This window comes from Microbulbifer sp. ALW1 (assembly GCF_009903625.1).
GTDB lineage: Bacteria > Pseudomonadota > Gammaproteobacteria > Pseudomonadales > Cellvibrionaceae > Microbulbifer.
In genome coordinates, this window is the sequence record NZ_CP047569.1 from 1,046,611 (window position 1) to 1,072,142 (window position 25,532).

The 25,532-nt window shown below is 58.9% G+C and carries 23 protein-coding genes; 12 read left to right on the forward strand and 11 right to left on the reverse strand.

Going from position 1 to position 25,532, the window contains the following annotated elements:
- The 5 genes from GRX76_RS04305 to GRX76_RS04325 form a co-directional block, all read right to left on the reverse strand.
- A complete protein-coding gene (locus GRX76_RS04305) occupies positions 1-2,004 on the reverse strand; it encodes an acetyl/propionyl/methylcrotonyl-CoA carboxylase subunit alpha (protein ID WP_160152176.1) in 2,004 nt (667 codons plus the stop codon).
- Positions 2,005-2,220: 216 nt separating this feature from the next.
- Entirely contained in the window at positions 2,221-3,018 is a 798-nt protein-coding gene (locus GRX76_RS04310) for an enoyl-CoA hydratase/isomerase family protein (protein WP_160152177.1), read from the reverse strand.
- A 77-nt stretch (positions 3,019-3,095) separates the two neighbouring features.
- On the reverse strand, positions 3,096-4,703 hold the full coding sequence (locus tag GRX76_RS04315; RefSeq protein WP_160152178.1) for a carboxyl transferase domain-containing protein: 1,608 nt from the start codon (positions 4,701-4,703) through the stop codon (positions 3,096-3,098).
- Positions 4,704-4,884: 181 nt separating this feature from the next.
- Positions 4,885-6,054 (reverse strand): isovaleryl-CoA dehydrogenase, encoded by a 1,170-nt coding sequence (locus GRX76_RS04320; protein ID WP_160152179.1) that lies wholly within the window; start codon positions 6,052-6,054, stop codon positions 4,885-4,887.
- A gap of 58 nt (positions 6,055-6,112) precedes the next feature.
- On the reverse strand, positions 6,113-6,502 hold the full coding sequence (locus GRX76_RS04325; RefSeq protein ID WP_160152180.1) for a MerR family DNA-binding transcriptional regulator: 390 nt from the start codon (positions 6,500-6,502) through the stop codon (positions 6,113-6,115).
- Positions 6,503-6,747: 245 nt separating this feature from the next.
- Between GRX76_RS04325 and GRX76_RS04330 the strand changes: the two genes are divergently transcribed.
- From GRX76_RS04330 to GRX76_RS04340, 3 genes are all read left to right on the forward strand, one after another.
- Positions 6,748-7,245: an RNA polymerase sigma factor gene (locus tag GRX76_RS04330; protein ID WP_160152181.1), complete on the forward strand. Its 498-nt coding sequence runs from the start codon at positions 6,748-6,750 to the stop codon at positions 7,243-7,245.
- An 8-nt stretch (positions 7,246-7,253) separates the two neighbouring features.
- Positions 7,254-7,883 (forward strand): hypothetical protein, encoded by a 630-nt coding sequence (locus GRX76_RS04335; RefSeq protein ID WP_160152182.1) that lies wholly within the window; start codon positions 7,254-7,256, stop codon positions 7,881-7,883.
- Between the two features lie 81 nt (positions 7,884-7,964).
- Positions 7,965-8,267 (forward strand): superinfection immunity protein, encoded by a 303-nt coding sequence (locus GRX76_RS04340; protein ID WP_201276907.1) that lies wholly within the window; start codon positions 7,965-7,967, stop codon positions 8,265-8,267.
- 116 nt (positions 8,268-8,383) lie between these two features.
- Here the strand turns inward: GRX76_RS04340 and hutH are convergent, their stop codons facing one another.
- The 3 genes from hutH to hutC form a co-directional block, all read right to left on the reverse strand.
- Entirely contained in the window at positions 8,384-9,934 is a 1,551-nt protein-coding gene (gene hutH, locus GRX76_RS04345; protein ID WP_160152183.1) for a histidine ammonia-lyase, read from the reverse strand.
- Positions 9,935-10,015: 81 nt separating this feature from the next.
- Positions 10,016-11,689 (reverse strand): urocanate hydratase, encoded by a 1,674-nt coding sequence (hutU, locus tag GRX76_RS04350; RefSeq protein WP_160152184.1) that lies wholly within the window; start codon positions 11,687-11,689, stop codon positions 10,016-10,018.
- A gap of 238 nt (positions 11,690-11,927) precedes the next feature.
- Complete coding sequence (hutC, locus tag GRX76_RS04355) at positions 11,928-12,665, reverse strand: histidine utilization repressor (RefSeq protein WP_160152185.1); 738 nt, start codon at positions 12,663-12,665, stop codon at positions 11,928-11,930.
- Positions 12,666-12,844: 179 nt separating this feature from the next.
- Here hutC and hutI point away from each other — a divergent pair, with 179 nt between their 5' ends.
- Both hutI and hutG read left to right on the forward strand, forming a co-directional pair.
- Positions 12,845-14,074: an imidazolonepropionase gene (hutI, locus tag GRX76_RS04360; RefSeq protein WP_160152186.1), complete on the forward strand. Its 1,230-nt coding sequence runs from the start codon at positions 12,845-12,847 to the stop codon at positions 14,072-14,074.
- On the forward strand, positions 14,058-15,011 hold the full coding sequence (gene hutG, locus GRX76_RS04365) for a formimidoylglutamase (protein WP_160152187.1): 954 nt from the start codon (positions 14,058-14,060) through the stop codon (positions 15,009-15,011). The genes hutI and hutG overlap by 17 nt, the downstream gene beginning before the upstream one ends.
- A gap of 31 nt (positions 15,012-15,042) precedes the next feature.
- Here hutG and GRX76_RS04370 read toward each other — a convergent pair whose 3' ends face one another.
- Positions 15,043-15,660, reverse strand: a complete 618-nt coding sequence (locus GRX76_RS04370) for an NUDIX hydrolase (protein ID WP_160152188.1) — start codon at positions 15,658-15,660, stop codon at positions 15,043-15,045.
- A 29-nt stretch (positions 15,661-15,689) separates the two neighbouring features.
- Positions 15,690-16,193 carry a hypothetical protein gene (locus tag GRX76_RS04375; protein ID WP_160152189.1) on the reverse strand — a complete coding sequence of 168 codons (504 nt, stop codon included), beginning with the start codon at positions 16,191-16,193 and terminating at the stop codon, positions 15,690-15,692.
- 275 nt (positions 16,194-16,468) lie between these two features.
- Here GRX76_RS04375 and ampC point away from each other — a divergent pair, with 275 nt between their 5' ends.
- The 7 genes from ampC (at position 16,469) to GRX76_RS04410 (ending at position 24,032) form a co-directional block, all read left to right on the forward strand.
- Positions 16,469-17,695: a class C beta-lactamase gene (ampC, locus tag GRX76_RS04380; RefSeq protein ID WP_160152190.1), complete on the forward strand. Its 1,227-nt coding sequence runs from the start codon at positions 16,469-16,471 to the stop codon at positions 17,693-17,695.
- Between the two features lie 79 nt (positions 17,696-17,774).
- Positions 17,775-18,548, forward strand: a complete 774-nt coding sequence (locus GRX76_RS04385) for a 4'-phosphopantetheinyl transferase (RefSeq protein WP_160152191.1) — start codon at positions 17,775-17,777, stop codon at positions 18,546-18,548.
- 278 nt (positions 18,549-18,826) lie between these two features.
- Positions 18,827-20,548, forward strand: a complete 1,722-nt coding sequence (locus GRX76_RS04390) for an NAD(P)/FAD-dependent oxidoreductase (RefSeq protein WP_160152192.1) — start codon at positions 18,827-18,829, stop codon at positions 20,546-20,548.
- A 180-nt stretch (positions 20,549-20,728) separates the two neighbouring features.
- Positions 20,729-21,415, forward strand: a complete 687-nt coding sequence (locus GRX76_RS04395; protein WP_160152193.1) for a TetR/AcrR family transcriptional regulator — start codon at positions 20,729-20,731, stop codon at positions 21,413-21,415.
- A 112-nt stretch (positions 21,416-21,527) separates the two neighbouring features.
- On the forward strand, positions 21,528-22,691 hold the full coding sequence (locus tag GRX76_RS04400) for an iron-containing alcohol dehydrogenase (RefSeq protein WP_160152194.1): 1,164 nt from the start codon (positions 21,528-21,530) through the stop codon (positions 22,689-22,691).
- Between the two features lie 32 nt (positions 22,692-22,723).
- Positions 22,724-23,167, forward strand: coding sequence for a thioesterase family protein (locus tag GRX76_RS04405; RefSeq protein ID WP_160152195.1), 444 nt, complete (start codon positions 22,724-22,726; stop codon positions 23,165-23,167).
- Between the two features lie 37 nt (positions 23,168-23,204).
- Positions 23,205-24,032 (forward strand): class III extradiol ring-cleavage dioxygenase, encoded by an 828-nt coding sequence (locus tag GRX76_RS04410; protein WP_201276908.1) that lies wholly within the window; start codon positions 23,205-23,207, stop codon positions 24,030-24,032.
- A 21-nt stretch (positions 24,033-24,053) separates the two neighbouring features.
- On the opposite strand, the gene GRX76_RS04415 is transcribed toward GRX76_RS04410, so the two are convergent.
- Positions 24,054-25,412 (reverse strand): alkaline phosphatase, encoded by a 1,359-nt coding sequence (locus GRX76_RS04415; protein ID WP_160152196.1) that lies wholly within the window; start codon positions 25,410-25,412, stop codon positions 24,054-24,056.
- Positions 25,413-25,532: the final 120 nt, after the last annotated feature.

A 25,532-nucleotide genomic window follows, 5' to 3' on the forward strand; every position in this document is an offset into this window, starting at 1 on the left:
TCAGGCCTCCGCACTCTCTGCCGCAAAGTCGATCAGCAGGCTGCCGCCGTCTACCAGTTCACCGGCGGCGCAAAAGAACTGCTGTACCTGGCCCTTGGCCGGGGCGCGCAAGGTGTGTTCCATTTTCATCGCTTCCATCACCAGCAGCGGCTGGTCTTTTTCCACTTCAGTACCGGGCTCTACCAGCAGCGCGACGATGGTGCCATTCATGGGCGCCTCAAGTCCGTGGGCAGCATCTGCACTCTCGCCGATATCTGCCGGCAATACTTTGAAGTCCACCTGCTCGCCATTGATAAAGACCGTGCCCTGGTCGCCGCTGCTGACACTGGTGTAGCTCAGTCGGCGGCCGTCGAGAATGGCGATGTTCTTGCCGTGCGGGGTGACGACTTCACCCGCCTGAGTATCCAGTGCGGCGCTGCAACGCCACTGCAGTTTTTCGTCGCTGCCGGCGAAGTGGATTTCGACTTCCTGGCCGTGAATTTCTACCCGCTGGCTGCGCCAGACCGTGAGGCCATTGCGCCAGTTATTGCCGCTGTGCCAGGGGGAAAAGGGGTCGGCTTTGGGGGCACTGCGATGCAGCGCGCGGGTTTCGTTGTGATGCAAAAACGCTGCGATCGCGGCGCACTGCTGGGAGCGCAGTTGCCGCTCCTGTTGCAGGATTTCCTGCTCATAGTCTTCGATAAAGTGGGTGTTCACCCGGCCGTTAACAAAGGCGGTGTGATTGATCACCCTGCGCAGGAATTCGATATTGTGGCGCAGGCCGGCAATCTGGTACTGCTGCAGGGCGCGGTCGAGTTTGGTCAGGGCCTCGCGGCGATTGCGACCGTGCACGATGAGCTTGGAGATCATCGGGTCGTAGTGCACGCTGATTTCATCACCGGTCTGCACGCCGGTATCCACGCGCACGGACTGGCTGGCCGCCGGGGGCTGGTGCCGCAACAGTTTGCCAGTGGCCGGCAGGAAGTCGTTGTCCGGGTCTTCCGCGTAGATACGCACTTCAAAGGCGTGGCCGACAATGCTCAGGTCGTCCTGTTCCAGTGGCAGCGGATCGCCGCCGGCGACCGCGAGCTGCCAGGCCACCAGGTCCTGGCCGGTGATCATTTCGGTCACCGGGTGCTCCACCTGCAGGCGGGTGTTCATTTCCATAAAGTAGAAGGCACCGCTGGCGTCGAGCAGGAATTCCACGGTGCCGGCGCCCACATAGCCGATGGCGTGGGCGGCGCGCAGGGCGGCTTCACCCATTTTTTTGCGGGTTTCTGCGGGCAGGCCGGGGGCGGGTGCTTCTTCCACGACTTTCTGGTGGCGGCGCTGTACCGAGCAGTCCCGTTCAAACAGGTAAACCCCTTTGCCCTGCTTGTCGCAGAACACCTGGATTTCCACGTGACGCGGATTGACCACGTAGCGCTCGATCAGCATCAAATCGTCGTTGAAGGCGTTGCTGGCTTCCCGTTTGGCGGCTTCCAGAGCCGCGTGGAAGTCGTTGGCCTTGTCGACCCGGCGCATGCCTTTACCGCCGCCGCCGGCAGCGGCCTTGAGCAGCACGGGGTAGCCGATGCGGTTGGCGTGGCCTTCGAGAATACCGGGGTCCTGGTTCTGGCCGTGGTAGCCGGGAACCAGCGGGACCTGGGCTTCTTCCATGATGCGCTTGGCGGCGGATTTGGAACCCATGGCGTCGATGGCGGCGGCGGGTGGGCCGACGAAGATGATGCCGGCTTCTTCGCAGGCGCGGCAGAAGGGGGCGTTTTCCGAGAGGAAGCCGTAGCCGGGGTGTATGGCGTCGGCGCCGGTAGCTTTGGCGGCGGCGATGACTTTGTCGCTGTCTAGGTAGGATTCTTTGGCGGGCGCGGGGCCGAGATAAACGGCTTCGTCGGCCTGCTGGACGTGCAGGGCGTTGGCGTCTGCGTCGGAATAGACCGCTACGGTGGCGACGCCGAGACGGCGCGCGGTGCGGATAATACGACAGGCAATTTCGCCGCGGTTGGCGATCAGCAGTTTGCGAATCATAGCTGGCTCTGTTTGGTCTTTGCCGAGCTCATTAGGGAGCTCTGTTCCTGTACTGTGGCGGCCAGTCACCGGGTACAGGTTTTCAGGACCGCTGTGAATACATCCCTGTACGCTTCGTCGGCAACGTCCCTGTTGCCGACGATCCTGAAAACCTGTACCCGGCGCCCGGCCTTCGATTTGAGATTCTGTACTTCGTAAGCTCTGGTATCGGCTCGCTTACTCTTCGCTGGTGTTCATCCAGCTGGGGGCGCGTTTCTCGAGGAACGCGCTCAATCCTTCCTGTCCTTCCGGGGAAACCCGTACTGCGGCAATCAGTGCGCTGGTCTGTCCCTGAAGTTCTTCATTGATCACCCGGTTCGACATGGACATGGCCAGTTGCTTGGCCATGGTGACGGCGTTGGGGCCGTTGTCGGTAATGCAGTTCACCAGCTTCTGTACGGTCAGGTCCAGATCGCCATCGGCGACGACTTCGGAGACCAGTCCCATTTCTTTGGCGCGTTCTGCCGAGAAACGCTCGGCGGTGACGAAGTAGCGACGGGCCTGGCGGGTGCCAATTGCATTGATCACATAGGGGCTGATGGTGGCGGGCAGCAGGCCGATTTTTACTTCGCTGAGGCAGAAACTGGCCCGTTCTGCGGCGACGGCGATGTCACAACAGCTGACCAAGCCTACGGCTCCGCCAAACGCGGCGCCCTGAACGCGGGCAATGGTCGGGGCCGGGAACTGGTCGAGTTTGTGCAACATGGCGGCGAGTGCGGCGGCGTCTTGCCGGTTTTGTTCTTCGCTGTAGTCCGCCATCCGCTTCATCCAGTTAAGGTCGGCGCCGGCGGAGAAGCTTTTGCCATTGGAGGCGAGAATCAGCGCGCGCACGCCGCCACTGCGGGCGAGGTTGTCGAAGGTTTCGCCGAGCTGGCGAATCAGGTCGTCATCGAAGGCGTTGTGGATTTCCGGACGGTTGAGGGTAACCGTGGCAACGCCTTCGCTATCGATTTCGCACAGCATTTTTTCGCTCATGTTCTTTCCTTAACTCTCGAATTCTCGTGAACTTTCTTGGATACGTGGTTGGCCGGTTCGAAACGCCGGCCAACATACTACATCCGGAAAATTCCGAATTTTGTTTCTTCCGGCTCTTTGTGCGTGGCGGCGGCGAGGCAAAGCCCCAGTACCGTGCGGGTATCTTTCGGGTCGATCACGCCGTCATCCCACAGGCGTGCGGAGGCGTAATACGGGTGCCCCTGGTGCTCGTAGTCGTCGATGATGGGTTGTTTGAAACTGGCGATGTCTTCCTCGCTCCAGTCCTCACCCTGCGCCGCCATCTGGTCTTTCTTCACCTGCGCGAGTACACCCGCCGCCTGCTCACCGCCCATTACCGAGATGCGTGCGTTGGGCCACATGAACAGGAAGTTCGGATCGTAGGCGCGGCCACACATGCCGTAGTTGCCGGCACCGAAAGAGCCGCCGATCAGGATGGTGATCTTCGGCACTTTCGCGGTAGCGACTGCCGTCACCATCTTGGCACCGTGCTTGGCGATACCGCCGGCCTCGTACTGTTTGCCCACCATGAAGCCGGTGATGTTCTGCAGGAATACCAGCGGAATATTGCGCTGTGCACACAGCTCAATAAAGTGCGCGCCTTTTTGTGCGCTCTCCGCAAACAGAATACCGTTGTTGGCGACAATACCCACCGGGTAGCCATGGATGCGGGCAAAACCGGTCACCAGAGTGGTGCCATACATCGCCTTGAATTCATCGAACTCGGAGCCGTCCACAACCCGCGCAATAATCTCGCGCACATCAAACGGCTGGCGGGAGTCCTTGGGCACAATCCCGTAGATATCCTCAGGTGGATAAATCGGCTCGATCGGCTTCTGAATATCCAGGCCCGGGTTTTTCACCCGGTTCAGACGCGATACGGAATTGCGCGCAATTTGAAGCGCGTGGGTATCGTTATTGGCAAAGTGGTCGGAAACCCCGGATGTCTTGCAGTGCACCTCGGCACCACCCAGCTCCTCCGCGGAAACCTCTTCCCCGGTAGCCGCTTTCACCAGCGGCGGACCCGCCAGGAAAATCGTCGCCTGCTCCTTCACCATGATCGACTCATCCGCCATCGCCGGCACATAAGCACCGCCGGCAGTACAGCTGCCCATCACCACCGCAATCTGCGGAATATTCTTGGCAGACAGATTCGCCTGATTGAAGAAAATACGACCGAAGTGTTCGCGATCCGGGAATACATCATCCTGGCGCGGCAGGTTGGCACCGCCGGAATCCACCAGATAAATACACGGCAGATTATTCTGCTCGGCAATGGTTTGGGCACGCAGGTGCTTCTTCACCGTCAGCGGATAATAGGTGCCGCCTTTTACCGTTGCATCGTTGGCCACTATCACACAGGGCTGGCCCGCTACGGTGCCGATACCGGTGAGAATACCCGCGGCGGGTACGTCTTCGCCATAAACGTCAAAGGCGGCCAGCTGGGAAAACTCCAGAAATGGACTGCCCGGATCGAGCAGGGCATCGATACGGTCGCGGGGTAGCAATTTACCGCGCGAAACATGTTTCTCCCGCGCGCGCTCGCTGCCGCCTTTGGCGATGGTTTCCAGCTTGCTCCGCAGGTCATCGACGATGGATTGCATCTGCTCGCGGTTTTCCGCAAATGCCGGATCACGGGAATTAATCTTGCTCTGAATCTGATTCATAAAAACTTACGAAGTTGATTAGAGGCCAGCACTAAAAATCGAAGGTGCTGGTACCGGTATTGGTTTGCAGGACCGTCTGCGGCCAGGACGGCCGCAGTCGAGCCCCCATGGATGGGTTCACGGCGTGTCCTGCAAACCAATACCGGTAGCAGTACCGCCACAAATCCATCTACAAGGCGCCTTAGCGTGTCTCGTTAAACAGCTCGCGACCGATCAACATGCGACGGATTTCGGAAGTGCCCGCGCCGATTTCATACAGCTTGGCATCCCGCAACAGGCGACCGGTCGCGTATTCGTTGATATAACCGTTACCGCCCAGAGTCTGAATCGCCTGCAACGCCATCTGCGTCGCGCGCTCCGCAGTAAACAGGATCACCGCCGCAGAATCCTTGCGAGAGTCCTCACCGCGATCACAAGCACGGGCCACCGCGTAAAGATACGCGCGGCTCGCATTCAGGTCCGTATACATATCCGCAACCTTGCCCTGCATCAGCTGGAACTCACCAATCGCCTTACCGAACTGCTTGCGCTCGTGCAGGTAAGGCACAACGATATCCAGGCACGCCTGCATGATACCCACCGGGCCGCCTGACAAGATCGTCCGCTCGTAATCCAGACCGCTCATCAGCACGCGCACACCGCCGTTCAGCTGGCCCAGAATGTTTTCTTCCGGTACCTCGCAGTCCTGAAACACCAGCTCACAGGTGTTGGAACCGCGCATGCCCAGCTTATCCAGCTTTTGCGCCTGCGAGAAACCCTTGAAGCCGCGCTCAACAATAAACGCCGTAATGCCGCCGGAGCTGATGCCCGGCTCAGTGCGCGCATAGATCACGTAAGTGTCTGCGTCAGGACCGTTAGTGATCCACATCTTGTTGCCGTTCAGGATAAAACGGTCACCCTTCTTCTCCGCCTTCAGCTGCAGGCTCACCACATCGGAACCGGAATTCGGCTCACTCATCGCCAGGGCGCCGATATGCTCACCGGAACACAGCTTCGGCAGATATTTAGCCTTCTGGTCCGGGGTACCATTCTTGCGAATCTGATTCACACACAGGTTGGAGTGGGCACCGTACGACAGGCCGACGGAGGCGGACGCGCGGGAAATTTCCTCCATCGCCACCGCGTGGGCCAGATAACCCATGTTGGTACCGCCGTACTCCTCTTCCACGGTCATGCCCAGCAAGCCAAGCTCGCCAAACTTCTTCCACATATCGGCGGGGAACAGGTTGTCCTCATCGATCTGCGCCGCGCGCGGGGCCAGTTCTGCCTGGCAGAACTTGTAGACCATGTCGCGCAGCATATCGATGTCTTCACCGAGGCCGAAGTTGAGCGTGGGGTAAGGTGTATTCATGGTAGCTCCGCTATGAGTCAGTCAGAGGTTGTATTCAGTGGTTTATTCAGTGGTTTATTCAGTCGGTCTGTTCGGCCAGCGCCGCTTTGGTGCGCGCCGTGGCATCGTCCAGCTGCGCGAGCATCTTCTCGATGTCCCGCTGCTGTTGCCGCAACTGCTGGCGCTTGCTGTCGATACGTTCGAGGAGGCGGTTGAGCTGCTCAACATTGCCTTTGCCCGGGTCGTACATGTCGATGATTTCCCGGCTCTCATCCAGCGAGAAACCGAGACGCTTGCCGCGCAGGATCAATTTCAGGCGCACGCGGTCTTCCGGGGTGTAAACCCGCGTCTGCCCGCGCCGCTCGGGGCTCAGAAGTCCCTTGTCTTCATAGAAGCGGATGGTGCGAGTGGTGATCCCGAATTCCTGGGCCAGCTCGGAGATGCTGTAGCTGGTGGTGCCTGTCGTCATGTTGGGGCGCTCATTGGCCGTTCCTCAGATGTGCCAGAAGTCTAGTTGACGTTTACGTTAACGTAAACGTCAATCTGGGCCAAATAGTGACCGAAATTACTGTATGGGTTTCGGGAGTGGCAGGAGCCAGCTGTGCGCCGGGATATTTATGTAAGGTTTTTGCCGCGCTGGGTACAGTACAGGGCAGTAACCACCGCGATCGGCAGCAAACCGGTCGCCAACTCCACGGATAGAAGAGCAATAACTTGGACGCGCGTGAACAGATTTTTCAGCAACTGGTCGAGGATTGCGGAGGTGGTATTGCCCGCCTGGCGGGCAGTCATGTGCGCAACGTGGCAGAGCGGGAAGACCTGGTGCAGGAAATCTGGCTGGCGATCTGGCGGGCGCTGCCGGGGTTTCGCGGCGATTCGAGCTTGCGCACCTTTGTTTATCGCATCGCCCACAACCGCAGTGTCACCCAGCTCGCCCGTCGCCGCGACAGCGAGGACAGCGAAGTGCTGGAAACGGTTGCCGACGAGCGCCCGGGGCCTGAGGCGCAACTGGTGCAGCGTCGCGATGCCGAGCGACTGATGCGCGCGGTGTCGCGGTTACCGCTGGGTATGCGGCAGGTGTTGACTCTGCGCTTTGAGGGCCTGAGCTACAGCGAAATTTCGGAAGTGCTCGGCATCAGCGAGTCCAATGTCGCGGTGCGACTGAACCGTGCGCGTGAGCGCCTGAATACAAAACTGAGTGAAACGGTGTGAATCAGCACATGAACAGCAAAGAAAGCGGCAAGTCCGCGGTTGATCAAGACGATGATGGGCTGCAGGCGCTGGCGAATCTCTGGCAGCAGGCGCCGGTTGCGGCAACCGTTCCCGAAGTCATCCGCGCACAGGTAGCCAGGCAGGAGCGTCGCATACGATGGTATGCCTGGTTTGAATGGATCGCGTCGATTGTGGTGGGGGTTGCTGGGGTCTATCTGATGCTTAATAGCGAAGCCGGCGATGCGCCTTGGCGCGCTCTGTTGATAGTGGTGCTTCTGGCCTGGGCCATGGCTTTTTCCGTGTCCAACCGTCGGGGGCTGTGGGAGCCATTGGAGGAATCCGTGCGCGGCTATCTGGACCTGGCGCGACTGCGTCTGGTGCGCAAGCGGCGCATGCTCCGATTTGCCTGGCTGTTTTTTATTGCGGAGCTGGGAATCTTTGCGGTTTGGCAGTGGATGTCGAACTATGGCTGGTTGGAGCCTATCTTTGCGGGTGACAGCAAGTTTACCATCAGCGGGTTACTCGTATTTACGCTGGGCATGGGCGTCTGGAGCCTGTGGTACTGGCGCCGCATCAAATCCGGTGAACGGCAGATTGCCGAGTGGCAGTGTGAAAATCAGAGTGAAAATACTGTGTAAGAAACCGGGTTGCACCGGTACTACATAAAGGGTTGAACAAACAGTGATTACTTTATTCTTCCAATAAAAGAGACTTTAAACATGCTGTCGAACCTGGAACAAAAATTCTCCGACTTCCTGGATCTGCTCGCGCAGATGGATCCATTTCAGACTGCCTTCTTCGTGGTGTTCTTTTTTGCGGTCTGGTTTTTGCCGAGCCTGCTCGCAATATTTTTCAATCGTGGGCATCTGGGAAAAATATTTCTCGCCAATATTCCGGCGGGTTTGTCATGGATTGCCTGGGTGGCGCTGTTGGTATGGGCTTGCACCGGGAAGATGAGTGGCAAGCTAGCTAAAAAATATGGTGCGGCTTCCTCACCGGAGGCGTTGAAAGCGCAAAGCTGATTTGCGGATCGGGTTGCACAAAAAATCCCAATAAAAAAGCCTTTGCTCAAACGCGTATCGCACTCAAGCAAAGGCTTTCGATCATTGGCTAACGGGTTTCCCGCTACCCTTTCCGTTTAATGATTACTGGGCAGCATTTCTACCGACAGGTATTCCCGGTAATAAGCGCTCGCCAGCAACTGCTTAGCTTCCTCGATATCCGGCGCGAAATAGCGGTCCTTGTCATAGAAGGGGACGCGTTCGCGCAGGGCGGCCTTGGCGCTTTCGAGTTTCTCGGTCGTCTTCAGTGGTGCACGGAAGTCGAGGCCCTGGCAGGCGGCCAGCAGTTCCACGGCGAGGATGCCGCAGGTGTTGTCGGCCATATCCCGCAGGCGGCGACCGGCGAAGGTGGCCATGGACACGTGGTCTTCCTGGTTGGCGGAAGTCGGCAGGGAGTCGACGCTCGCCGGGTGGGCGAAGGTTTTGTTCTCGCTGGCCAGTGCCGCGGAAGTCACCTGGGCAATCATAAAGCCAGAGTTGACCCCGCCATTGTCCACCAGGAATGGCGGCAGGCCGGACAGGTTGGAGTCGATCAGCAGGGCCATGCGGCGTTCGGACAGGGAACCGATTTCCGCAATTGCCAGGGCCAGGTTGTCGGCCACCATCGCTACCGGTTCCGCATGGAAGTTGCCACCGGAAATGATGTCGGAGTTTTCCGGGTTTTCCTCGTCGGTGAAGACCAGCGGGTTGTCGGACACGCCGTTGGCTTCCGCCAGCAACACTTCAGACGCAAAGCGGATCTGCTGCAGGCAGGCACCCATTACCTGGGGCTGGCAGCGCAGGGAATAGGGGTCCTGCACCTTTTCGCAATCTTCGTGAGACTCGCCGATTTCACTGTGGTCACCCAGCAGGTCGCGGTAGCTCGCGGCAACATCGCGCTGGGCTACCTGGCCGCGCGCGGCGTGAATGCGATCGTCGAACGGGCGGCGGGAGCCCTTGGCGGCTTCCAGGGTCAGTGCGCCGGTTACCACCGCGCCGGCGAACAGGTCTTCCGCGCTGAACATTCCCTGCAGGGCAAAAGCGGTGGAGGCCTGGGTGCCGTTCAAAAGTGCCAGGCCTTCCTTCGGCGCCAGCACCAGCGGGCGCATTTCCGCAAAGCGCAGACCTTCGGATGCCGGTTTGCGCTCGCCATTGATAAAGCATTCGCCTTCACCCAGCAGCACCACGCTCATATGTGCCAGCGGTGCCAGGTCGCCGGAAGCGCCCACGGAACCTTTTTCCGGAATCGCCGGGTAGACACCGGCGTTGACCAGTTTGATCAGGGCCTGAATCACTTCCAGGCGGATGCCGGAAAAACCGCGGGCGAGTGAGTTGATCTTTAACACCATCAGCAGGCGCACAGTATCTTCACTCATGAAGTTGCCGGTGCCGGCGGCATGGGAGAGCACGATGGCGCGCTGCAGGGTTTCCAGGTCTTTCTTTTCAATGCGGGTGTTGGCCAGCAGGCCGAAACCGGTGTTGATGCCGTAGACGGTGCGGCCCTGTTCCAGAACGTCGGCGACGGTTTTGGCGGAGGCTTCGATGGCTCCGTGAGCGTCGCTGTTCAGACTCAGTTTTACCGGCTCGCGAGCGACGCGGCGCAATTGTTCCAGGCTAAGTTGGCCGGGGGTGATTTCCAGTTGGTACATAACGCTTTCTACCGAAAATAGTGTTGATGTTCGCTGTGCCAGTGCTTTGGGCACAGCGAATGAATTTAAAAAGACTGCGAATTAATTCTTGAGCATCGGCAGGTCGAGGCCCTGCTCGCGTGCGCAGTTTTTCGCAATCTCGTAGCCCGCATCCGCGTGACGCATTACGCCGGTGGCCGGGTCGTTCCACAGCACGCGCTCGATGCGCTTTTTCGCGGCCTCGGTACCGTCACATACGATCACGACACCGGAGTGCTGGGAGAAGCCCATGCCGACGCCGCCGCCGTGGTGCAGCGATACCCAGGTGGCGCCGCTGGCGGTATTCAGCAGGGCATTCAGCAGCGGCCAGTCGGAGACCGCATCGGAACCGTCCATCATGGATTCGGTCTCGCGGTTGGGGCTGGCAACGGAGCCGGAATCGAGGTGGTCGCGACCGATTACTACCGGTGCTTCCAGTTCGCCGTTGGCGACCATTTCGTTGAACGCCAGCGCCAGGCGCGCGCGGTCTTTCAGACCGACCCAGCAAATGCGCGCGGGCAGGCCCTGGAACTGGATGCGCTCGCGCGCCATGTCCAGCCAGTTGTGCAGTTGCGGGTTGTCCGGGATCAGTTCTTTTACCTTGGCGTCGGTCTTGTAGATGTCTTCCGGATTGCCGGACAGTGCCGCCCAGCGGAAGGGACCGATGCCTTCGCAGAACAGTGGGCGGATGTAGGCCGGTACGAAGCCAGGGAAGTCGAATGCATTCTCTACGCCCACTTCGAAGGCCATCTGGCGGATGTTGTTGCCGTAGTCGAGGGTGGCTGCGCCGCGCTCTTGCAGAGCGAGCATGGCTTGTACCTGGATGCCCATGGATTCCTTGGCCGCTTTCACGACTGCCGCTTCGTCTTTTTTACGCATCTCGGCGGCCTGCTCCATGCTCCAGCCTTTCGGCAGGTAGCCGTTCAGTGGATCGTGGGCAGAGGTCTGGTCGGTAACGCAGTCCGGCAGGATGCCGCGCTCAACAATTTCCGGGAATACGTCGGCGGCGTTGCCGAGCAGGCCGACGGAGATGGCTTCGCCGTTTTCCATGGCTTCGTTGATCATCGCCAGCGCTTGGTCGAGGCTAGTGGCTTTCTTGTCCACGTAACCGGTGCGCAGGCGGAAGTCGATGCGGGTTTCGTCGCACTCGACGGCGATCATGCAGAAGCCGGCCATGGTGGCGGCGAGAGGCTGGGCGCCGCCCATGCCGCCGAGGCCACCGGTCAGTACCCATTTGCCTTTCGCTTCACCGTCGAAGTGTTTGCGCGCTACTGCAGCAAAGGTTTCGTAGGTGCCCTGGACGATGCCCTGGGAGCCGATGTAGATCCAGGAACCGGCGGTCATCTGGCCGTACATGGCGAGGCTTTTTTTATCCAGCTCGTTGAAGTGTTCCCAGTTGGCCCAGTGCGGGACGAGGTTGGAGTTGGCGATGAGCACGCGCGGTGCGTCGGCATGGGTTTTGAATACGCCGACGGGTTTGCCGGATTGGACTAATAAAGTTTCGTCGTCCTCCAAACGCTGCAGTACTTCGACGATTTTGTCGTAGCACTCCCAGTCGCGCGCGGCGCGGCCGATGCCGCCGTATACAACGAGATCTTCCGGACGTTCGGCGACGTCGGGGTGCAGGTTGTTCATCAGCATGCGCAGGGGGGCTTCGGTGAGCCAGCTTTTTGCGTTGAGCTTGGTGCCGGTGGGGGCGGCGATTTTACGGCTGGGGTCGTGGCGTTTATCGGTCATGGTTGCCTCGTTTTTTTCCAAATTCTTGGTTTGAAATTAGGTTCTGTGGGTTTTTGGCCCGGAGTTTTAAAACTGGTTTTGTGGCGGCGGAGCACCGGGCAGAGGTTTTCAGGACCGCTGTGAATACATCCCTGTACGCTTCGTCGGCAACTTCCCTGTTGCCGACGATCCTGAAAACCTCCGCCCGGCGCTCCGCCTTCAATTCAAATTTCTGTACTTCGTCGCGCTCGGAGTTGTTTTAAAACCTCAGTTGCGCGCCCAGCCGGTATCTATTTCCCGGGTGCACCAGTCGCGCGAAACTCACGGTGCCCGCACTACTTTTCGTACGTCGCCAGATCTGCAAACACGCAGTACCCGGTTTGATTTCCAGTGCGCTACTCACAACGTCATCGGCACCGATCGCCTCCACCGTGGTATCCACTTCCGTCAGTGGTGCCACGCGGGTCAGGTATTCGTTGGGTGTGGCCGCAGTGAAGTCCTGTTGCAGGTAGTCCGGCACCAGTGTGGGGTTGGTATAGCGTTCTTCGAACTGGATCGGCAGGTCGTTGTCCAGGTGTACGATGATGGAGTGGTAGACCGCGGCGCCTTCGGCGAGGCCAAGTGCCACGGCGACTTCGGTATTGGCGGTGGTCTGCTCCAGTTTGAGGATGCGGTTGCCGTAACTGTGACCGCGGGCGGCGACTTCGTCGGCGATGTTGCGCACTTCCAGCAGGGAGCCGGCGGGGACTGGTTCGGCGACGAAGGTACCGAGGCCCTGGGAGCGGATGAGCACGCCTTCGTCGGTGAGTTCGGAGAGGGCGCGGCGGGCGGTCATGCGACTGACGGTGAAGTCCTGGGCGAGCTGATTTTCCGAGGGCACGCGGAAGTGGGCGGGCCAGTCACCGGATTCGATCTGGGCGCGGATGTGCGCTTTGATGGCGGCGTAGCGGGGCTGGCTGCCGGTTTCTGCGGTGGTGGTGGAAGATTGACTACTCATACTTGTGTGGTCTTTGCCTGCTCGGGTAAAGTGCCTGTCCAGTTGTACATTCTTGTATATACAAGTTTGTCGATGGCGCAACTATGAATTTGATGGCGATGGCTGTCAAGAGTGAGAATCTGCGCCAAATGGCCCCGTTAGGGCTATCGTTACAATTAACGCCAATTCAGTGAGCAACTATGACTGAACGCTGTGATCTGCTGATTACCAACGTCCACGCGGCCACCATGGATCCGTCGATTCCCGGTGCCTACGGCGTGGTGGAAGACGCCGCGGTGGCGGTGACGGGTAAAAAAATTGTCTGGATAGGGCCGCGCCGGGAGTTGCCGGAGTGTACGGCTGATCTGGTGATAGACGGCGAGGGCCAGTGGCTGACGCCGGGGCTGATCGATTGCCATACCCATATGGTCTACGGCGGCCATCGCGCCAGCGAGTTCGCCCGTCGCCTTGGCGGCGAAAGCTATGAGGAGGTGGCCCGCAGTGGCGGCGGTATTCTTTCTACCGTGCGCGCTACCCGGGCTGCCAGTGCGGCGGATCTGTATCGCAGTGCCGAGCCGCGCTTGCGCGCGCTGATTGCCGAGGGCGTCACCACGGTGGAAGTGAAGTCCGGCTACGGCCTCGATCTGGAAACCGAGCTCAAGCAGTTGCGCGTTGCCCGCCGCCTGGCCCAGCACCATCCGGTCAATATTCTCACCACCTGTCTCGCCGCCCATGCCCTGCCGCCGGAATACGACGGCCGCGCGGACGAGTACATCGACCTGGTGTGCGAAGAAATCCTGCCGGCGGTGGCCAAAGAGCAGCTGGCGGATGCGGTGGATATGTTCTGTGAAAACATCGCTTTCAGCGTTGAACAGTGTCAAAAAGTCATTTTAGCGGCACAAAGGCTGGATCTTCCGGTGAAAGTGCACGCGGAACAGCTGGCGTCCACCGGCGCCACCCGCATGGCGGCCAAGGCCGGTGCGCTTTCGGTGGAGCATATCGAATACATCACCGATGCCGATGTCGCCGCCATGGCGGAAAGCGGCACTGCCGCGGTGTTGCTACCGGGGGCGTTTTACACCCTGAAGGAAACCCGGGTGCCACCCATCGACAAGCTGCGTGCCGCCGGTGTGCCCATGGCGATTTCCACCGACCTGAATCCCGGCAGCTGCCCCATCGCTTCCCTGCGCCTGATGATGAACATGGGGTGCAACCTGTTCGGGCTGACACCGGCAGAGGCCCTTGCCGGCGTCACCCGCTCGGCGGCCCGTGCCCTCGGCATCTGTTGCAGTCGCGGCGTGCTGCGCCCCGGATTGCGCGCGGATATGGCCCTGTGGCCGATGGAGACACCGGATCAGCTGGCCTACGAAGTGGGTGCACTGAAACCTGCAGAAATGTTTTTCGGGGGACGCCATGTTACAGCTGGCTGATATGCGTTTGTGGAGTGGCCGGATTGACAGCGAAGACGGCAAGGCCGGCAAGCGCTGGCACCAGGACATAGTACCGCTGCACCTGGACAGCCCGCCGGGGCTGGCGGTGCTGGGGTTCGCCTCGGATGAGGGCGTGCGCCGCAACAAGGGGCGTATTGGTGCTGCCAAGGGGCCGCGTATCCTGCGCCTGGCGCTCGCCAACCTGCCTAAAACCTTCAGCGCACCGCTGTATGACGCCGGCAATGTGCGGGTAGAAAAAGACGACCTGGAGTCTGGCCAGGCGATGCTCGGCGCGCGTATTACCGAGCTGATGAGCGCCGGGCACTTTCCGCTGGTGCTGGGGGGCGGCCACGAAATCGCCTTCGGCAGTTACCAGGGGATTGCCCGCTGGATGCGCGAGCAACACCGGGATAAAACCCTGGGCATCATCAACTTCGACGCGCACCTGGACCTGCGCCTGCCGGCGCCCCAGGGTTCTTCCGGCACGCCCTTTTACCAGATTGCGGAACAGTGTGACCTCAATGGTCGCCCCTTCAATTACCTCTGTGTGGGCGCCGCCGCCACCGCCAATACCCCGGCGCTCTACCACCGCGCCGAAGAGCTGGGGGCCCAGGTGATTTCCGACCGGGAAATTGTCCCCTGGCGCATCGAGCTGGTGCAAAAACAGATGGCGGACTTTATCGACCGGGTGGATTTTGTTTACCTCACCATCGACCTGGATGTGTTCCCCGCAGCGGTGATGCCGGCGGTCAGTGCGCCCGCCGGGCGCGGTGTACCCTTCGACTTGTTCGAGCCATTGCTGGACACAGTGCTGGAGTCGAAAAAGGTGTGCCTGGCGGATATCGCCGAGTTCAACCCCTATTTTGATATCGAAGATCACGCCGCACGCACTGCCGCACGGGTGGTGTTTCAGATCGCCAATGGGGTGAAAGGGTGACGAGATAGTTTAATTGAGAGGTGGCGGTGGGCTAGTGATCCGCTTGCGCGGGACTGGCTTCCGCCGGCGCCGGGTCAGGCTCCGTGGCCTGTTCGGGCGCTTGTGCCGGAATGGCTTGTGGTGCTTGGTAGGACTCCAGGTAGCGGCGGATGTAGGGCTTGTGGGTATAGAGTATGTCTTCCGGTAACTGGTCGAGGTCGAAGAAGCGATAACCGAAGATTTCACTGTCGCGAATCATCACTCGCTTGTCCTGCAGGCGCCCGCGGATGGCGATGTTGATGATCCCGGAACGCGGGACCTTGTTCACCTCCAGCACCTCAAAATCGTCGATGCGGATATCCAGCTCCTCATCCAGCTCTCGCCGCGCCGACTCCTCGAAGGATTCATGGCGCTCCACCCAGCCGCCGGGCAGCGCCCACTTGTCTTGGTAGCTGTGGCGAACCAGCAGCAGTTGCCGATCGCGCTCCACAAAATACACCATCCCCACCACAAACTTGTCGGTCAGTGCATAGGAGATATTCCAGCGCAGCTTGGGCGACAGCTGGCGGTAAATTTCATACTTGAGACCGGGAAACAATACGAACGCCAGTGCTGCCAGCAAGCCCAGCAACACTGTCGCAAGAATACTTTTCTTCAGGATTCGTCGCATATTCCCGAAACTGCTGTTACCGCAAATAACTAGGTTCGTACACCCAGATTGTACTTGTTCATGACTGCCCGAGACATGACCGCGTAGCGTTGATACTCGTGAACCCGCAAGCCAATGGAAAAGGTCAGCCCGCGCAATTCTTCCAGCGAGCGGACATCCGTCGCAGCCGGGCCTCTTCCCCCTGTAACACTGACCGAATAAATAGCCCCCGAGTTCCTCTCTACCGCCTGGAAGCGGTCGTGGCGCTCATCACTCAGGTTGAGGTTGTCATCAATATGGCGATGAAAACGCTGAAAGACGTCATGTGCCCCTACGGTTTTCACAAAACGGATATCCGTGAGGTGGGCGGGAGTGCCGTTGTAAGCGGGGCTGATGTGCGGGTAGCGGTGGGTTTCGCGGCCGGTTAACGTCTGGTCACTTTTGGACATCTTCACGAAAATGCTGGATCCATGTCGCGCCTGGATCACGGCCATGCTGTGTTCAGAGACACCGTAAGATTTCAGGATACTTTTTAGCTGTTCCATGTTTGGCATTGTTCTCATCCTTGTGATTGTAAGCATACATCCTGTTTCTGTGCCGGCTTATTCCGGATCGCGCGGCTATTGCCAAACGCGCTAATACCTTTAGTGGAGTCGGCTTATGGATAATACCTATTTTCTTGCCCGGTTGATGGATTTACGAGGCGGGAGGGGCACACGGCAATGGCTGGCCCTGCCTGTTCCGGTCAGCAGAGCGTGGCTTTTTGCACTATTTTCCGGGGGTGTGGTCTGACGATGAACAATAAATCTGGATGCTCAGGGAAACTGCCATGCCATTGTTGGGTTTGAAATTGCGCCATGTTTTGGCTTGGGGGTTGATGGCGCTGTGCGTATCGGCAAGTTCCTTCGCAGCGCCGGCACGCGTGGACCCGGAGAAACTGCAGGCGCTGGTGGTCGAGGCAATTCGGCCAGTTGTGGAAAAGTATCAGGTGCCGGGCATGGCCCTTGCCCTGACGGTGGATGGGGAGCCTTACTTTTTTAATATGGGGGAAACCTCGGCGGAGGCCGGGAATCTGGTTACGGAGCACACACTTTTTGAAATCGGCTCCGTCAGTAAAACATTTACCGCGACGCTGGCGGCCTATGCCGAATTGACCGGTACCCTGTCACTGAAGGATCCGGTCAGCCTGCACCTGCCGGAATTGCGTGGTTCGGCCATGGATGGGGTGACACTGCTCAATCTGGCCACCCATACGGCAGGTCACTTCCCACTGCAGGTGCCATCGGACATTGAGAACAACCGGCAGTTACTGGCTTATCTGAAACAGTGGCAACCGCAGTATTTTCCCGGCACCAGCCGCACTTACGCCAATCCGGGGATAGGGTTGCTGGGGCTGATCACCGCAGAGAAATTACGTCAGCCCTACGCCAAGGTCATGCAGGAGAAAATCTTTCAGGGCCTGGGATTGGGGGATACCTATATCTCGGTGCCAGCGGAGAAGATGTCCGATTATGCCCAGGGGTACAACCGCGATGATAAAGCGGTGCGGGTGAATATCGGCGTGCTGGGAGAAGAGGCTTACGGGGTCAAGTCCAGTGCTGCGGATCTGGTGCGTTACCTGGGGATCCATATGCAGCTGGTGCAGGCCTCCCCCGAACTGGAAAAGGCCCTGGCGGCAACCCGCGAGGGGCACTTCAAAACTGAGTTCTATGTGCAGGACCTGGTGTGGGAGCAGTACGCGCTACCCGTGCGGGCCGATACCCTGTTACAAGGCAACTCCCGCATGATGATCACCGAAGATCACCCGGTTGAACCCATCCGGCCTCCCCTGGCGCCGCAAAAAAATGTGTTGATCAACAAAACCGGGTCCACCAGTGGCTTTTCCACTTATGTGGCATTCATTCCGGAACAGCGCTTTGGTTTTGTTCTGCTTGCCAATAAATACTTCCCCAACGACGCGCGAATCGAAGTCCTGTACAAAATTCTGCAGGTGTTACTCCCTGAGGTGACCGTCACCGGAGCCGCAACCAGCCCGAAGCTTACCTCGAAGAAATAGCATCCGCCGGATGGCTTGGCATGCTGCATGCATTCACCAAGCTAATGAACATCCAGTGTAGTTTCGGGGGAAGAGGTAAATGCAGGCAGTCAACGCAACGAAGGAGTCCGGGGCTGAGCGTCATTTTATTGGCAAGGTGCAGTCGGCGGTGGATCCGAGAACCGGCGTGCGCCAGGTGAGCTGTGAATTTGATTCGGCGGGCTATCAACCCACGCTCTACCCTCAATTGGGAATTGCCCTGCCTGAGCCTATTGCGCGCTCGCTGCCCAAGCGGCAGGCGGGGTTTCTCGCGGGTCGCTACGCCGCAGCACTGGCGTTGCAGCACCTGGCCCCGGTACGCAATCAGGATCTGCAGGTGGGTATCGGCGAGCAGCGCAATCCGCTGTGGCCGAGCGGGGTGGTCGGTTCCATTTCTCATGTGGGCAGTGTAGCGGTGTGTGCTGTTAGTCGTCGTCTGGATATGGATTACCTGGGGATTGATGTGGAAGTCCTGATTCCCACCCGGGTCTGCCGCGAGATTGCCACCATAGTGGCCACTCGGCGCGAGCGGGAGCTGCTCAGTGACCAGGGGCTGTCCGAGCGGGTGGCGCTTACCCTGATCTATTCCGCCAAAGAAAGCCTGTTCAAAGCCCTGTATCCATCGGTGCGAGACTACTTCGGGTTCGAAGTGGCCGAGGCCGTGGAGCTGCGGCTCGAGGAGCAGTCACTGGTGTTGCGTCTGACCGAACGCTTCGCAGACAAGCACAAGCTGCCGCGGGATTACCAGTGTCAGTTCACCCTGGGTGAGCACTGGATACAGTCGGTCACCTGCGGAAAGTTTCCGGGGCGCGCAAACCTGAAGGCCGTTGTCTGATGCCTGGGCGCGTGCCGGTAGCCTTTACACAGTAAGTTTCCTCCTCGCCGGTCCTTCTCGCCGGCACCTCTCGCCGTTCTCTCTCTCGCGATCGTGGTACCCGGCTTCCCAACTTCATTCTGTACCCTAAATACGCGGGCCAGCCGATGGCTGGCTGCGGATCATCATTGATGAACGCATATGCAATTCATTGCATAACCTGCTGGTGAGGGCTAAGGTGGCTGAATAACGACGCTATATAAAGACACAATAAAAAAAGTATTCGTTGGAGGCTGCTCATGATCGGGTCCAAATCTTCCCAGGGCGCCAGCCCGCAACCGGGCCGTTTGCGCATTGGCCGCCGCTATCGAGCGGGGCGACTCGACGGTCCCTACGATGCCATCGTGATTGGCTCTGGAATCGGCGGTCTCACCACCGCGGCACTGCTCAGTGACCAGGGCAAGAAGGTTCTGGTGCTGGAGCAGCACTACACCGCTGGCGGATTTACCCATGCCTACGATCGCCACGGCTACGAGTGGGATGTAGGGGTGCACTACATCGGTGATGTGGGCGAGCATCCGACCATGACCCGCAGGTTGTTCGATTTTATTTCCGGTGGTCGTCTGCAGTGGGCGCCCATGGACAGCACCTACGATCGGATCTGTCTCGGCGACAACCAGTACGATCTGGTGGCGGGGCGCCAGGCGTTTGTGGCGGAACTGTCCCGCCGTTTTCCCGGTGAGCAACAAGTCATTGAAGCGTATCTGCAGCGGGTAATGGCGGTCGCCGCGGCCATGCCGCTGATCACCCTGGAGAAGTTGCTGCCCCGCTGGTGCTCTCCTGTTCTCAATCTGTACAAAAAAATTCGCTGGCCCGCTTACCTCAATAAAACCACCTACGACGTATTGCGTGAATTGACGGACAACGAAGAGTTGATCGCGGTGCTCACCGGGCAGTGGGGCGATAACGGTATGACGCCGCAGTCCGGCAGCTTCATCATTCACGCGCTGATCGCCAAACACTACCTCTATGGTGGCTATTACCCGATTGGTGGTTCCAGTCAATTTGCCGAAACGATCATTCCCCAGATCCAGAAATCCGGTGGTGAGGTGTTTACCTATGCGCGGGTGGAGACCCTGTTGCTGGATGGCAAGCGGGTAACCGGCGTGCGCATGGCGGATGGCACTGAGATTCTGACGCCGGCGGTGATCTCCAATGCCGGGGTCTTCAATACCTTCGAAAAGTTGCTGCCGCAAAGTGCGGCTGATGCGGCGGGGTATCTGTGTCAGTTGCGCGAGGTCAGACCTTCCATGAGTCACCTGTGCCTGTACATCGGGTTGCAGAAAACGGCGGCGGAACTGGGGCTGCCGAAAACCAATTACTGGCTTTATCCCAGCGCCGATTACGAGGGCGATTTTGCGACCTACCTGGAGAATCCGCAGGCGGAGATTCCGCTGGTGTATATCTCCTTTCCTTCAGCCAAGGATCCCAGTTTCGAGCAGCGCTACCCGGGCCGGGCCACCATTGAAATAGTGGCACCGGCCAAGTTTGCCTGGTTCGAACACTGGAAAGGGGAAACCTGGGGCAAGCGCGGTGACGAGTATGAGGCCCTGAAACAGCAGTTCAGTGAACGGTTGCTGGAACATTTATACCGGCACTTCCCGCAACTGCGCGGACAGATTGATTACAGTGAATTATCCACGCCGCTTTCCACCCGCTATTTCTGTGAATATCAGCATGGCGAAATCTACGGGCTAGATCACGATCCGGCGCGCTTTACCCGAAACTGGCTGCGCCCGAAAACCCGCATCAAGGGTTTGTACCTGACAGGGCAGGACATTATGAGTTGTGGCGTTGCCGGCGCTCTGTTCGCGGGATTAGTCACGGCGCAAAGCCTGCTGGGGTGGCGACGGGGCGGAGCACTGATGTTGCGTATTTTTGGTGCGAAAACCGCAAAAAGTTCGGGGATAAAAGCCGGGAAGCTATTGTCTGAAAAACCAGACCCCCAGCTGGAAGCGTGAGGCGGTGAAGCCGTGGAGCAGGCGGTGAATCAGGCCGTGGAGTAGAAAGGGCTCACTGATCGGTGAAAATAGTCATTAGTGGCGGGTTTCTCCTGTTTGGGCGATTGACCAGCATATGACCTTTGTATAGGGTTGCCGCCCGTATTTTGACCAAGCACGAATATCCTCGAGGCAACCCCCATGGCTAGCAGCAATGGCACTCTCCGCAAGGCGTCTGAGGCCAAGCAGGCACCCGTGAATAAAAAAGCGGAAAAACGCGAGATTGCCAAGGCAAAAATCCTCGACGCGACCCTGAACCTGATTGCCGACCAGGGGCTGGCGGCGCTGTCCCATCGCACCATTGCCAAGGCTGCCGGCGTGCAGCTGGCGATGACGACCTACTATTTCCAGACGTTCGACAACCTGCTGCTTGCGGCTTTCCGCTCCTTCAAAGATGACATGTCCCCGGTGCTGGGTGACCTGGAGCAGAAGCAGCAGTTACTGCTCGCCAGATGTGAGTTGGCTGCCGACGGAAAGTTGGAGGTCGAGCAATACCTTCAGGGCCTGTGTGACCTGATTGAAGAGTTCTTCGCCGGTGAGCAGGAGGCGCGCAACCGCCAGCTTAAGATTGAAAGCCAATTCCTGTTCCAGCAATTCCTGCCAGACGCGGTGCGCGATGAGGTGCGGGAATACACGCTTGCTCTACAGGCGCTTTCTCAGCGTTTTTGCACGCCGTTTGGCTCGGGGCTGTCGGACGTGGATGGACGTTTGCTGCTGGCCGTGGTGCAGTATCTGGAGTTTTCCCGGGTCAGCAGCCTGGGGTTCACGGGCCTGGACAACCGCAAAATGATTGAGCGATTGTTGCGAGGCTTTTTGCAGCCGGTGTAATCAACGGGCTTGAATCCCGACCGGTACTGGCAAACCGCCATCCGAAGTGGGAGGTAATGGTCAAGCCTCCCGCCCCGCCGTTCAATGGTTTCCCTGAAATGACGGGTGCCATATGCAAAATTTCACGTTTTCCACCACCAAAACCATCATCTGTGAAGCAGGTGCCGCAGAGAAGTTGGCGGATCACTGCCGGTCTGCCGGTGCTCATCGGGTTCTGCTGGTGACGGATTCGGGTATCGTCAACGCCGGACTGCTGGACGCTGTACTGCCCGGGTTTGACTGCACCGACCTGCGCCTGGGGATATTTGACCGGGTGGAAGCGGACCCGAAAACGGCCACGGTGGAGGCCGCGGTGCACGCGGCCCGCGCGCTGGCAGCGGATATGGTGGTGGGCTTCGGCGGTGGCAGTTCCATGGATGTGGCCAAGCTGGTGGCAGTGCTGGCGCACCCGGATTGCCGCCAGTCCCTCGACGAGCTCTACGGCGTCGGCAATGTACTCGGCCCGCGCCTGCCTCTGTTACAGATACCCACAACTGCCGGCACAGGCTCGGAAGTGACCCCCATTTCCATCGTTACCACCGGCGAAACTACCAAGGCCGGTATCGTCTCGCCACTGCTGCAACCGGATACCGCATTGCTGGACGCCAGGCTGACATTGGGGTTGCCACCAGCAGTGACCGCTGCCACCGGTGTGGATGCCATGGTGCATGCCATCGAGGCCTACACCAGCGCGCACAAAAAGAACCCGGTTTCCGATATGCTCGCCCGCGAGGGGTTGCGCCTGTTGTCCGAGAATATTGCCGCCGCTACCCACACCGGCAGCCAAATTGAGGCCCGCAGCCATATGCTGTTGGGGGCGCTCTACGCCGGCCAGGCCTTTGCCAATGCACCGGTGGCCGCAGTGCATGCACTGGCCTACCCCCTCGGCGGGCACTTCCATATTCCCCACGGCCTCAGCAATTCCCTGGTACTGCCCCATGTGCTGCGATTCAATGCGCCGCAGGCCGCGGCACTCTATGCCGAACTGGCGCCCTGTATTATGGGGCGCGATGTTGCGAGCGGCTCGGCGGAGGTACAGGCGGAAGCGCTGGTGTGCTGGCTGGAAAACCTGATTGCCGAGCTGGGCCTGCCCAGTCGTCTGCGGGATTGCGGGGTTACCGAGGAGAGTCTCCCGCGACTGGCGGCGGACGCGATGCAGCAGCAGCGCCTGCTGGTCAACAATCCGCGCACGGTTACCGAGCAGGACGCATTGGCGATTTACCGCGCGGCGTTTTAATGGCTTAACGGCAATAAACACAAAGAGAAAAAATGTCACAGCAAGCTAACGCAAGTGAGCACTTTGCCCGGGATTACTACCGGGTGTTCTATCCCATCACCACCCGTTGGCACGACAATGATATATACGGCCATGTAAATAACGTGATCTATTACAGCTACTTCGACAGCGCGGTAAACCGTTACCTGATCGAGGAGGGTAGACTGGATATCCACAACAGCGACATCGTGGCCTTTGTGGTCAATTCCAGCTGTGACTACCGCGCACCAATTGCCTATCCCCAGCAGCTGGAAACGGGCATCCGGGTAGAGAAGTTGGGGAACAGTTCGGTGGTATACCGGGTGGGAATATTCCCTGCAGGGGCAGAGGAAGCCGCGGCCAGCGGCAGTTTTACCCATGTGTTTGTGGCGCGTTCGGAAAACCGCTCGGTACCGATTCCGGAGGCTATCCGTCAGTCCCTGTCACGCATCGGCTAGAATGGTTCCCGAAATCTTTGATTCAGAGGGAATGCGGATGCCGACTCCAAGTGCGCAACCGGAAGTGTTGTTTGTCTCCCACGGTGGTGGCCCTCTACCGTTGCTGGGCGATCCGGGGCATGCAGAACTGGTGAACTGTTTACAGCAGATCGCTGGCCGCCTGCGCAAACCATCGGCCATCCTGATCATCAGCGCCCACTGGGAGGAAAGTCAGCCCAGTATTACTTTCGCCAGCCATCCCCCGTTGATTTATGACTACTACGGATTTCCCGATGAGTCTTATTCCATCGAGTATCCGGCACCCGGGGAGCCGGCACTGGCGCAGGCGGTTTATGACGCCTTGTCGCAGTCTGGTATCAAGGCGCGAAAAGATGCCAGCCGGGGTTTTGACCACGGCCTGTTTGTACCGTTGAAACTCCTCTTTCCACAGGCGGATATTCCCTGTGTACAGTTGTCGCTCAAGAGCAACCTGAGTGCCGCAGAGCATCTGGCGATTGGCGCTGCGCTGCGAGGTCTCGAGTGGGAAAACCTGCTGGTGCTCGGTTCCGGATTCTCGTTTCACAATATGAAGGCTTTTTTTGCCGCCGAAACCGATGAATCCCGCCATCTGAATAGCGCCTTCGAGCAGTGGCTACACGAGACCTGTACCAGTGCCGCACTCACGGAAACCGAGCGAGCGGAGCGTCTGGTGCACTGGCCCAGTGCACCCGGCGCGCGCTTCTGTCATCCGCGGGAAGAACATTTATTGCCGCTGCATGTGTGCTATGGCATAGCGCAGGCCCCCTGCGCGGAGCCGTTTGCGCTGGACATCCTGCACAAGCGGGCCAGCATGTATTTATGGCCAGCGGCGCTCGCATCTGCTTGAGTTGATACCATCCCGATAACATCAGCCGGATTTGCTACCCAGCAACTCGAACAGGGTTTTGCTGATGTCGGTGTTGTCCTGAAATCCTTGGAAACGATCATGCCCTTTGCCGGCAGCAAATACCTGCACATCCACCGCGTCGTGGCCGCGGGTGGTCCAGCCCGTGTTTGAGTGTCGGCTGCTGATAGCGACGATGGTGTCGTACAGTTTGTTCTTGTCTTCCCGCGTTTTGCGCAATTGCTCAAGTTCCCCGGAATCCAGTGAGTAGCCGAAGTTGTGCGACCAGCGCGACGCAATGTCGGCGTCCTTATCCAGCTGCTCGGTAAATTTACCGAGACTCTGCTTTTGTTGCGCAACGATGTCGGTGTTCCAGATATAGCGTTTGTTGGCGGCCAGGCTCAACCCCCCGGTGGAGTGATCGGCGGTAACCACCAGCAGGGTGTCGGGGTTGTTTTCGATGAACTTTTCCACCAGTTCGATACTGCGGGCAAAATCGTCCATTTCATGCATGGCACAGGCAATGTCGTTGGCGTGACCGCACCAGTCGATCTGGCTGCCTTCGATCATCATAAAAAAACCGGCCGGGTTTTTATTGTTCTGCAGCAAACCCAGGGCGTGGCCGGTCAAAAGGGACAGGCGATGTGGACTGGCGCTGTCGATGGCGCGCTCCAGCCCTTTGCTGGCAAACAGGCCAATCGCGGGTAGCCGGGTGAGGCTGTTCAGCGCATCGAGTTCGATGGCGCTCTGGTAATCCAGCCGTTCAAATTCCCGCAGGATATTGCGATCCTGCCGCTGAAAATACTGTTGTCCACCGCCGAGTAACAGGTCTACCACCGGGCGCTGATTAATGCGGATATCGATAAAGTCATTGGCAATGTCGTCCTTGTTGCCGCGGGACTCGTTGTGGGCCACAAAACTGGCCGGGGTGGCGTGATTCAACTCGGATGTCACCACCAGCGCGGTATCTTTTCCCAGTTGTTTTGCCCGCTTGAGCAGGGATTCCAGTGGCTGGTGTTCCGCGTCAATGCCGATGGCACCGTTGTAGGATTTGACACCGGTGGCCAGCGCGGTGGCGGAAGCCGCCGAGTCGGTAACATAGGTGTCGTCATCCGGGTAGGTACTGGCGGTACCCACCAGCAGGCGATCAAACACGGTGGTGTCTACTGCCGGTGTTCGCGGGTCATCCTTGAAGTAGCGGTAACCGGAGGTGTAGGCGGGGCCCATGCCGTCGCCAATCATGAAAATGATATTGCGCGGCTGTGACTGGGAAAAAGGTGTCTGTGTGGAAAGTGTCTGTGTGGAAAGTGCCTGAGTGGAAAGTGCCTGGCTTGCGAGGCCCAGCAGCAGGCACGTTATCAGGGACAGGGGCTTGAGTTTCATAGGCGGCTCCGTAAATCTCGAGTGCCGAAAAAAAGCACCCTAGATAAGCTGGGCCATCGCCTGGACCCGGTTAGCGCCAGAGTGCAAAGAGAGAGGATGCCGGCACCGGGTCAGCCCCGG

What these genes read in the sequence shown, in the direction of transcription:
- GRX76_RS04335 (WP_160152182.1), top strand. Translation starts at nt 7,254, where the DNA reads ATGAACAGCAAAGAAAGCGGCAAGTCCGCGGTTGATCAAGACGATGAT.
- GRX76_RS04370 (WP_160152188.1), bottom strand. Translation starts at nt 15,660, where the DNA reads ATGCGACGAATCCTGAAGAAAAGTATTCTTGCGACAGTGTTGCTGGGC.
- GRX76_RS04410 (WP_201276908.1), top strand. Translation starts at nt 23,205, where the DNA reads ATGCCGACTCCAAGTGCGCAACCGGAAGTGTTGTTTGTCTCCCACGGT.
- GRX76_RS04395 (WP_160152193.1), top strand. Translation starts at nt 20,729, where the DNA reads ATGGCTAGCAGCAATGGCACTCTCCGCAAGGCGTCTGAGGCCAAGCAG.
- hutU (WP_160152184.1), bottom strand. Translation starts at nt 11,689, where the DNA reads ATGACCGATAAACGCCACGACCCCAGCCGTAAAATCGCCGCCCCCACC.
- hutI (WP_160152186.1), top strand. Translation starts at nt 12,845, where the DNA reads ATGACTGAACGCTGTGATCTGCTGATTACCAACGTCCACGCGGCCACC.
- GRX76_RS04390 (WP_160152192.1), top strand. Translation starts at nt 18,827, where the DNA reads ATGATCGGGTCCAAATCTTCCCAGGGCGCCAGCCCGCAACCGGGCCGT.
- ampC (WP_160152190.1), top strand. Translation starts at nt 16,469, where the DNA reads ATGCCATTGTTGGGTTTGAAATTGCGCCATGTTTTGGCTTGGGGGTTG.
- hutG (WP_160152187.1), top strand. Translation starts at nt 14,058, where the DNA reads ATGTTACAGCTGGCTGATATGCGTTTGTGGAGTGGCCGGATTGACAGC.
- GRX76_RS04375 (WP_160152189.1), bottom strand. Translation starts at nt 16,193, where the DNA reads ATGCCAAACATGGAACAGCTAAAAAGTATCCTGAAATCTTACGGTGTC.
- GRX76_RS04325 (WP_160152180.1), bottom strand. Translation starts at nt 6,502, where the DNA reads ATGACGACAGGCACCACCAGCTACAGCATCTCCGAGCTGGCCCAGGAA.
- GRX76_RS04340 (WP_201276907.1), top strand. Translation starts at nt 7,965, where the DNA reads ATGCTGTCGAACCTGGAACAAAAATTCTCCGACTTCCTGGATCTGCTC.
- GRX76_RS04405 (WP_160152195.1), top strand. Translation starts at nt 22,724, where the DNA reads ATGTCACAGCAAGCTAACGCAAGTGAGCACTTTGCCCGGGATTACTAC.
- GRX76_RS04310 (WP_160152177.1), bottom strand. Translation starts at nt 3,018, where the DNA reads ATGAGCGAAAAAATGCTGTGCGAAATCGATAGCGAAGGCGTTGCCACG.
- GRX76_RS04415 (WP_160152196.1), bottom strand. Translation starts at nt 25,412, where the DNA reads ATGAAACTCAAGCCCCTGTCCCTGATAACGTGCCTGCTGCTGGGCCTC.
- GRX76_RS04385 (WP_160152191.1), top strand. Translation starts at nt 17,775, where the DNA reads ATGCAGGCAGTCAACGCAACGAAGGAGTCCGGGGCTGAGCGTCATTTT.
- GRX76_RS04320 (WP_160152179.1), bottom strand. Translation starts at nt 6,054, where the DNA reads ATGAATACACCTTACCCCACGCTCAACTTCGGCCTCGGTGAAGACATC.
- GRX76_RS04315 (WP_160152178.1), bottom strand. Translation starts at nt 4,703, where the DNA reads ATGAATCAGATTCAGAGCAAGATTAATTCCCGTGATCCGGCATTTGCG.
- hutH (WP_160152183.1), bottom strand. Translation starts at nt 9,934, where the DNA reads ATGTACCAACTGGAAATCACCCCCGGCCAACTTAGCCTGGAACAATTG.
- hutC (WP_160152185.1), bottom strand. Translation starts at nt 12,665, where the DNA reads ATGAGTAGTCAATCTTCCACCACCACCGCAGAAACCGGCAGCCAGCCC.
- GRX76_RS04400 (WP_160152194.1), top strand. Translation starts at nt 21,528, where the DNA reads ATGCAAAATTTCACGTTTTCCACCACCAAAACCATCATCTGTGAAGCA.
- GRX76_RS04305 (WP_160152176.1), bottom strand. Translation starts at nt 2,004, where the DNA reads ATGATTCGCAAACTGCTGATCGCCAACCGCGGCGAAATTGCCTGTCGT.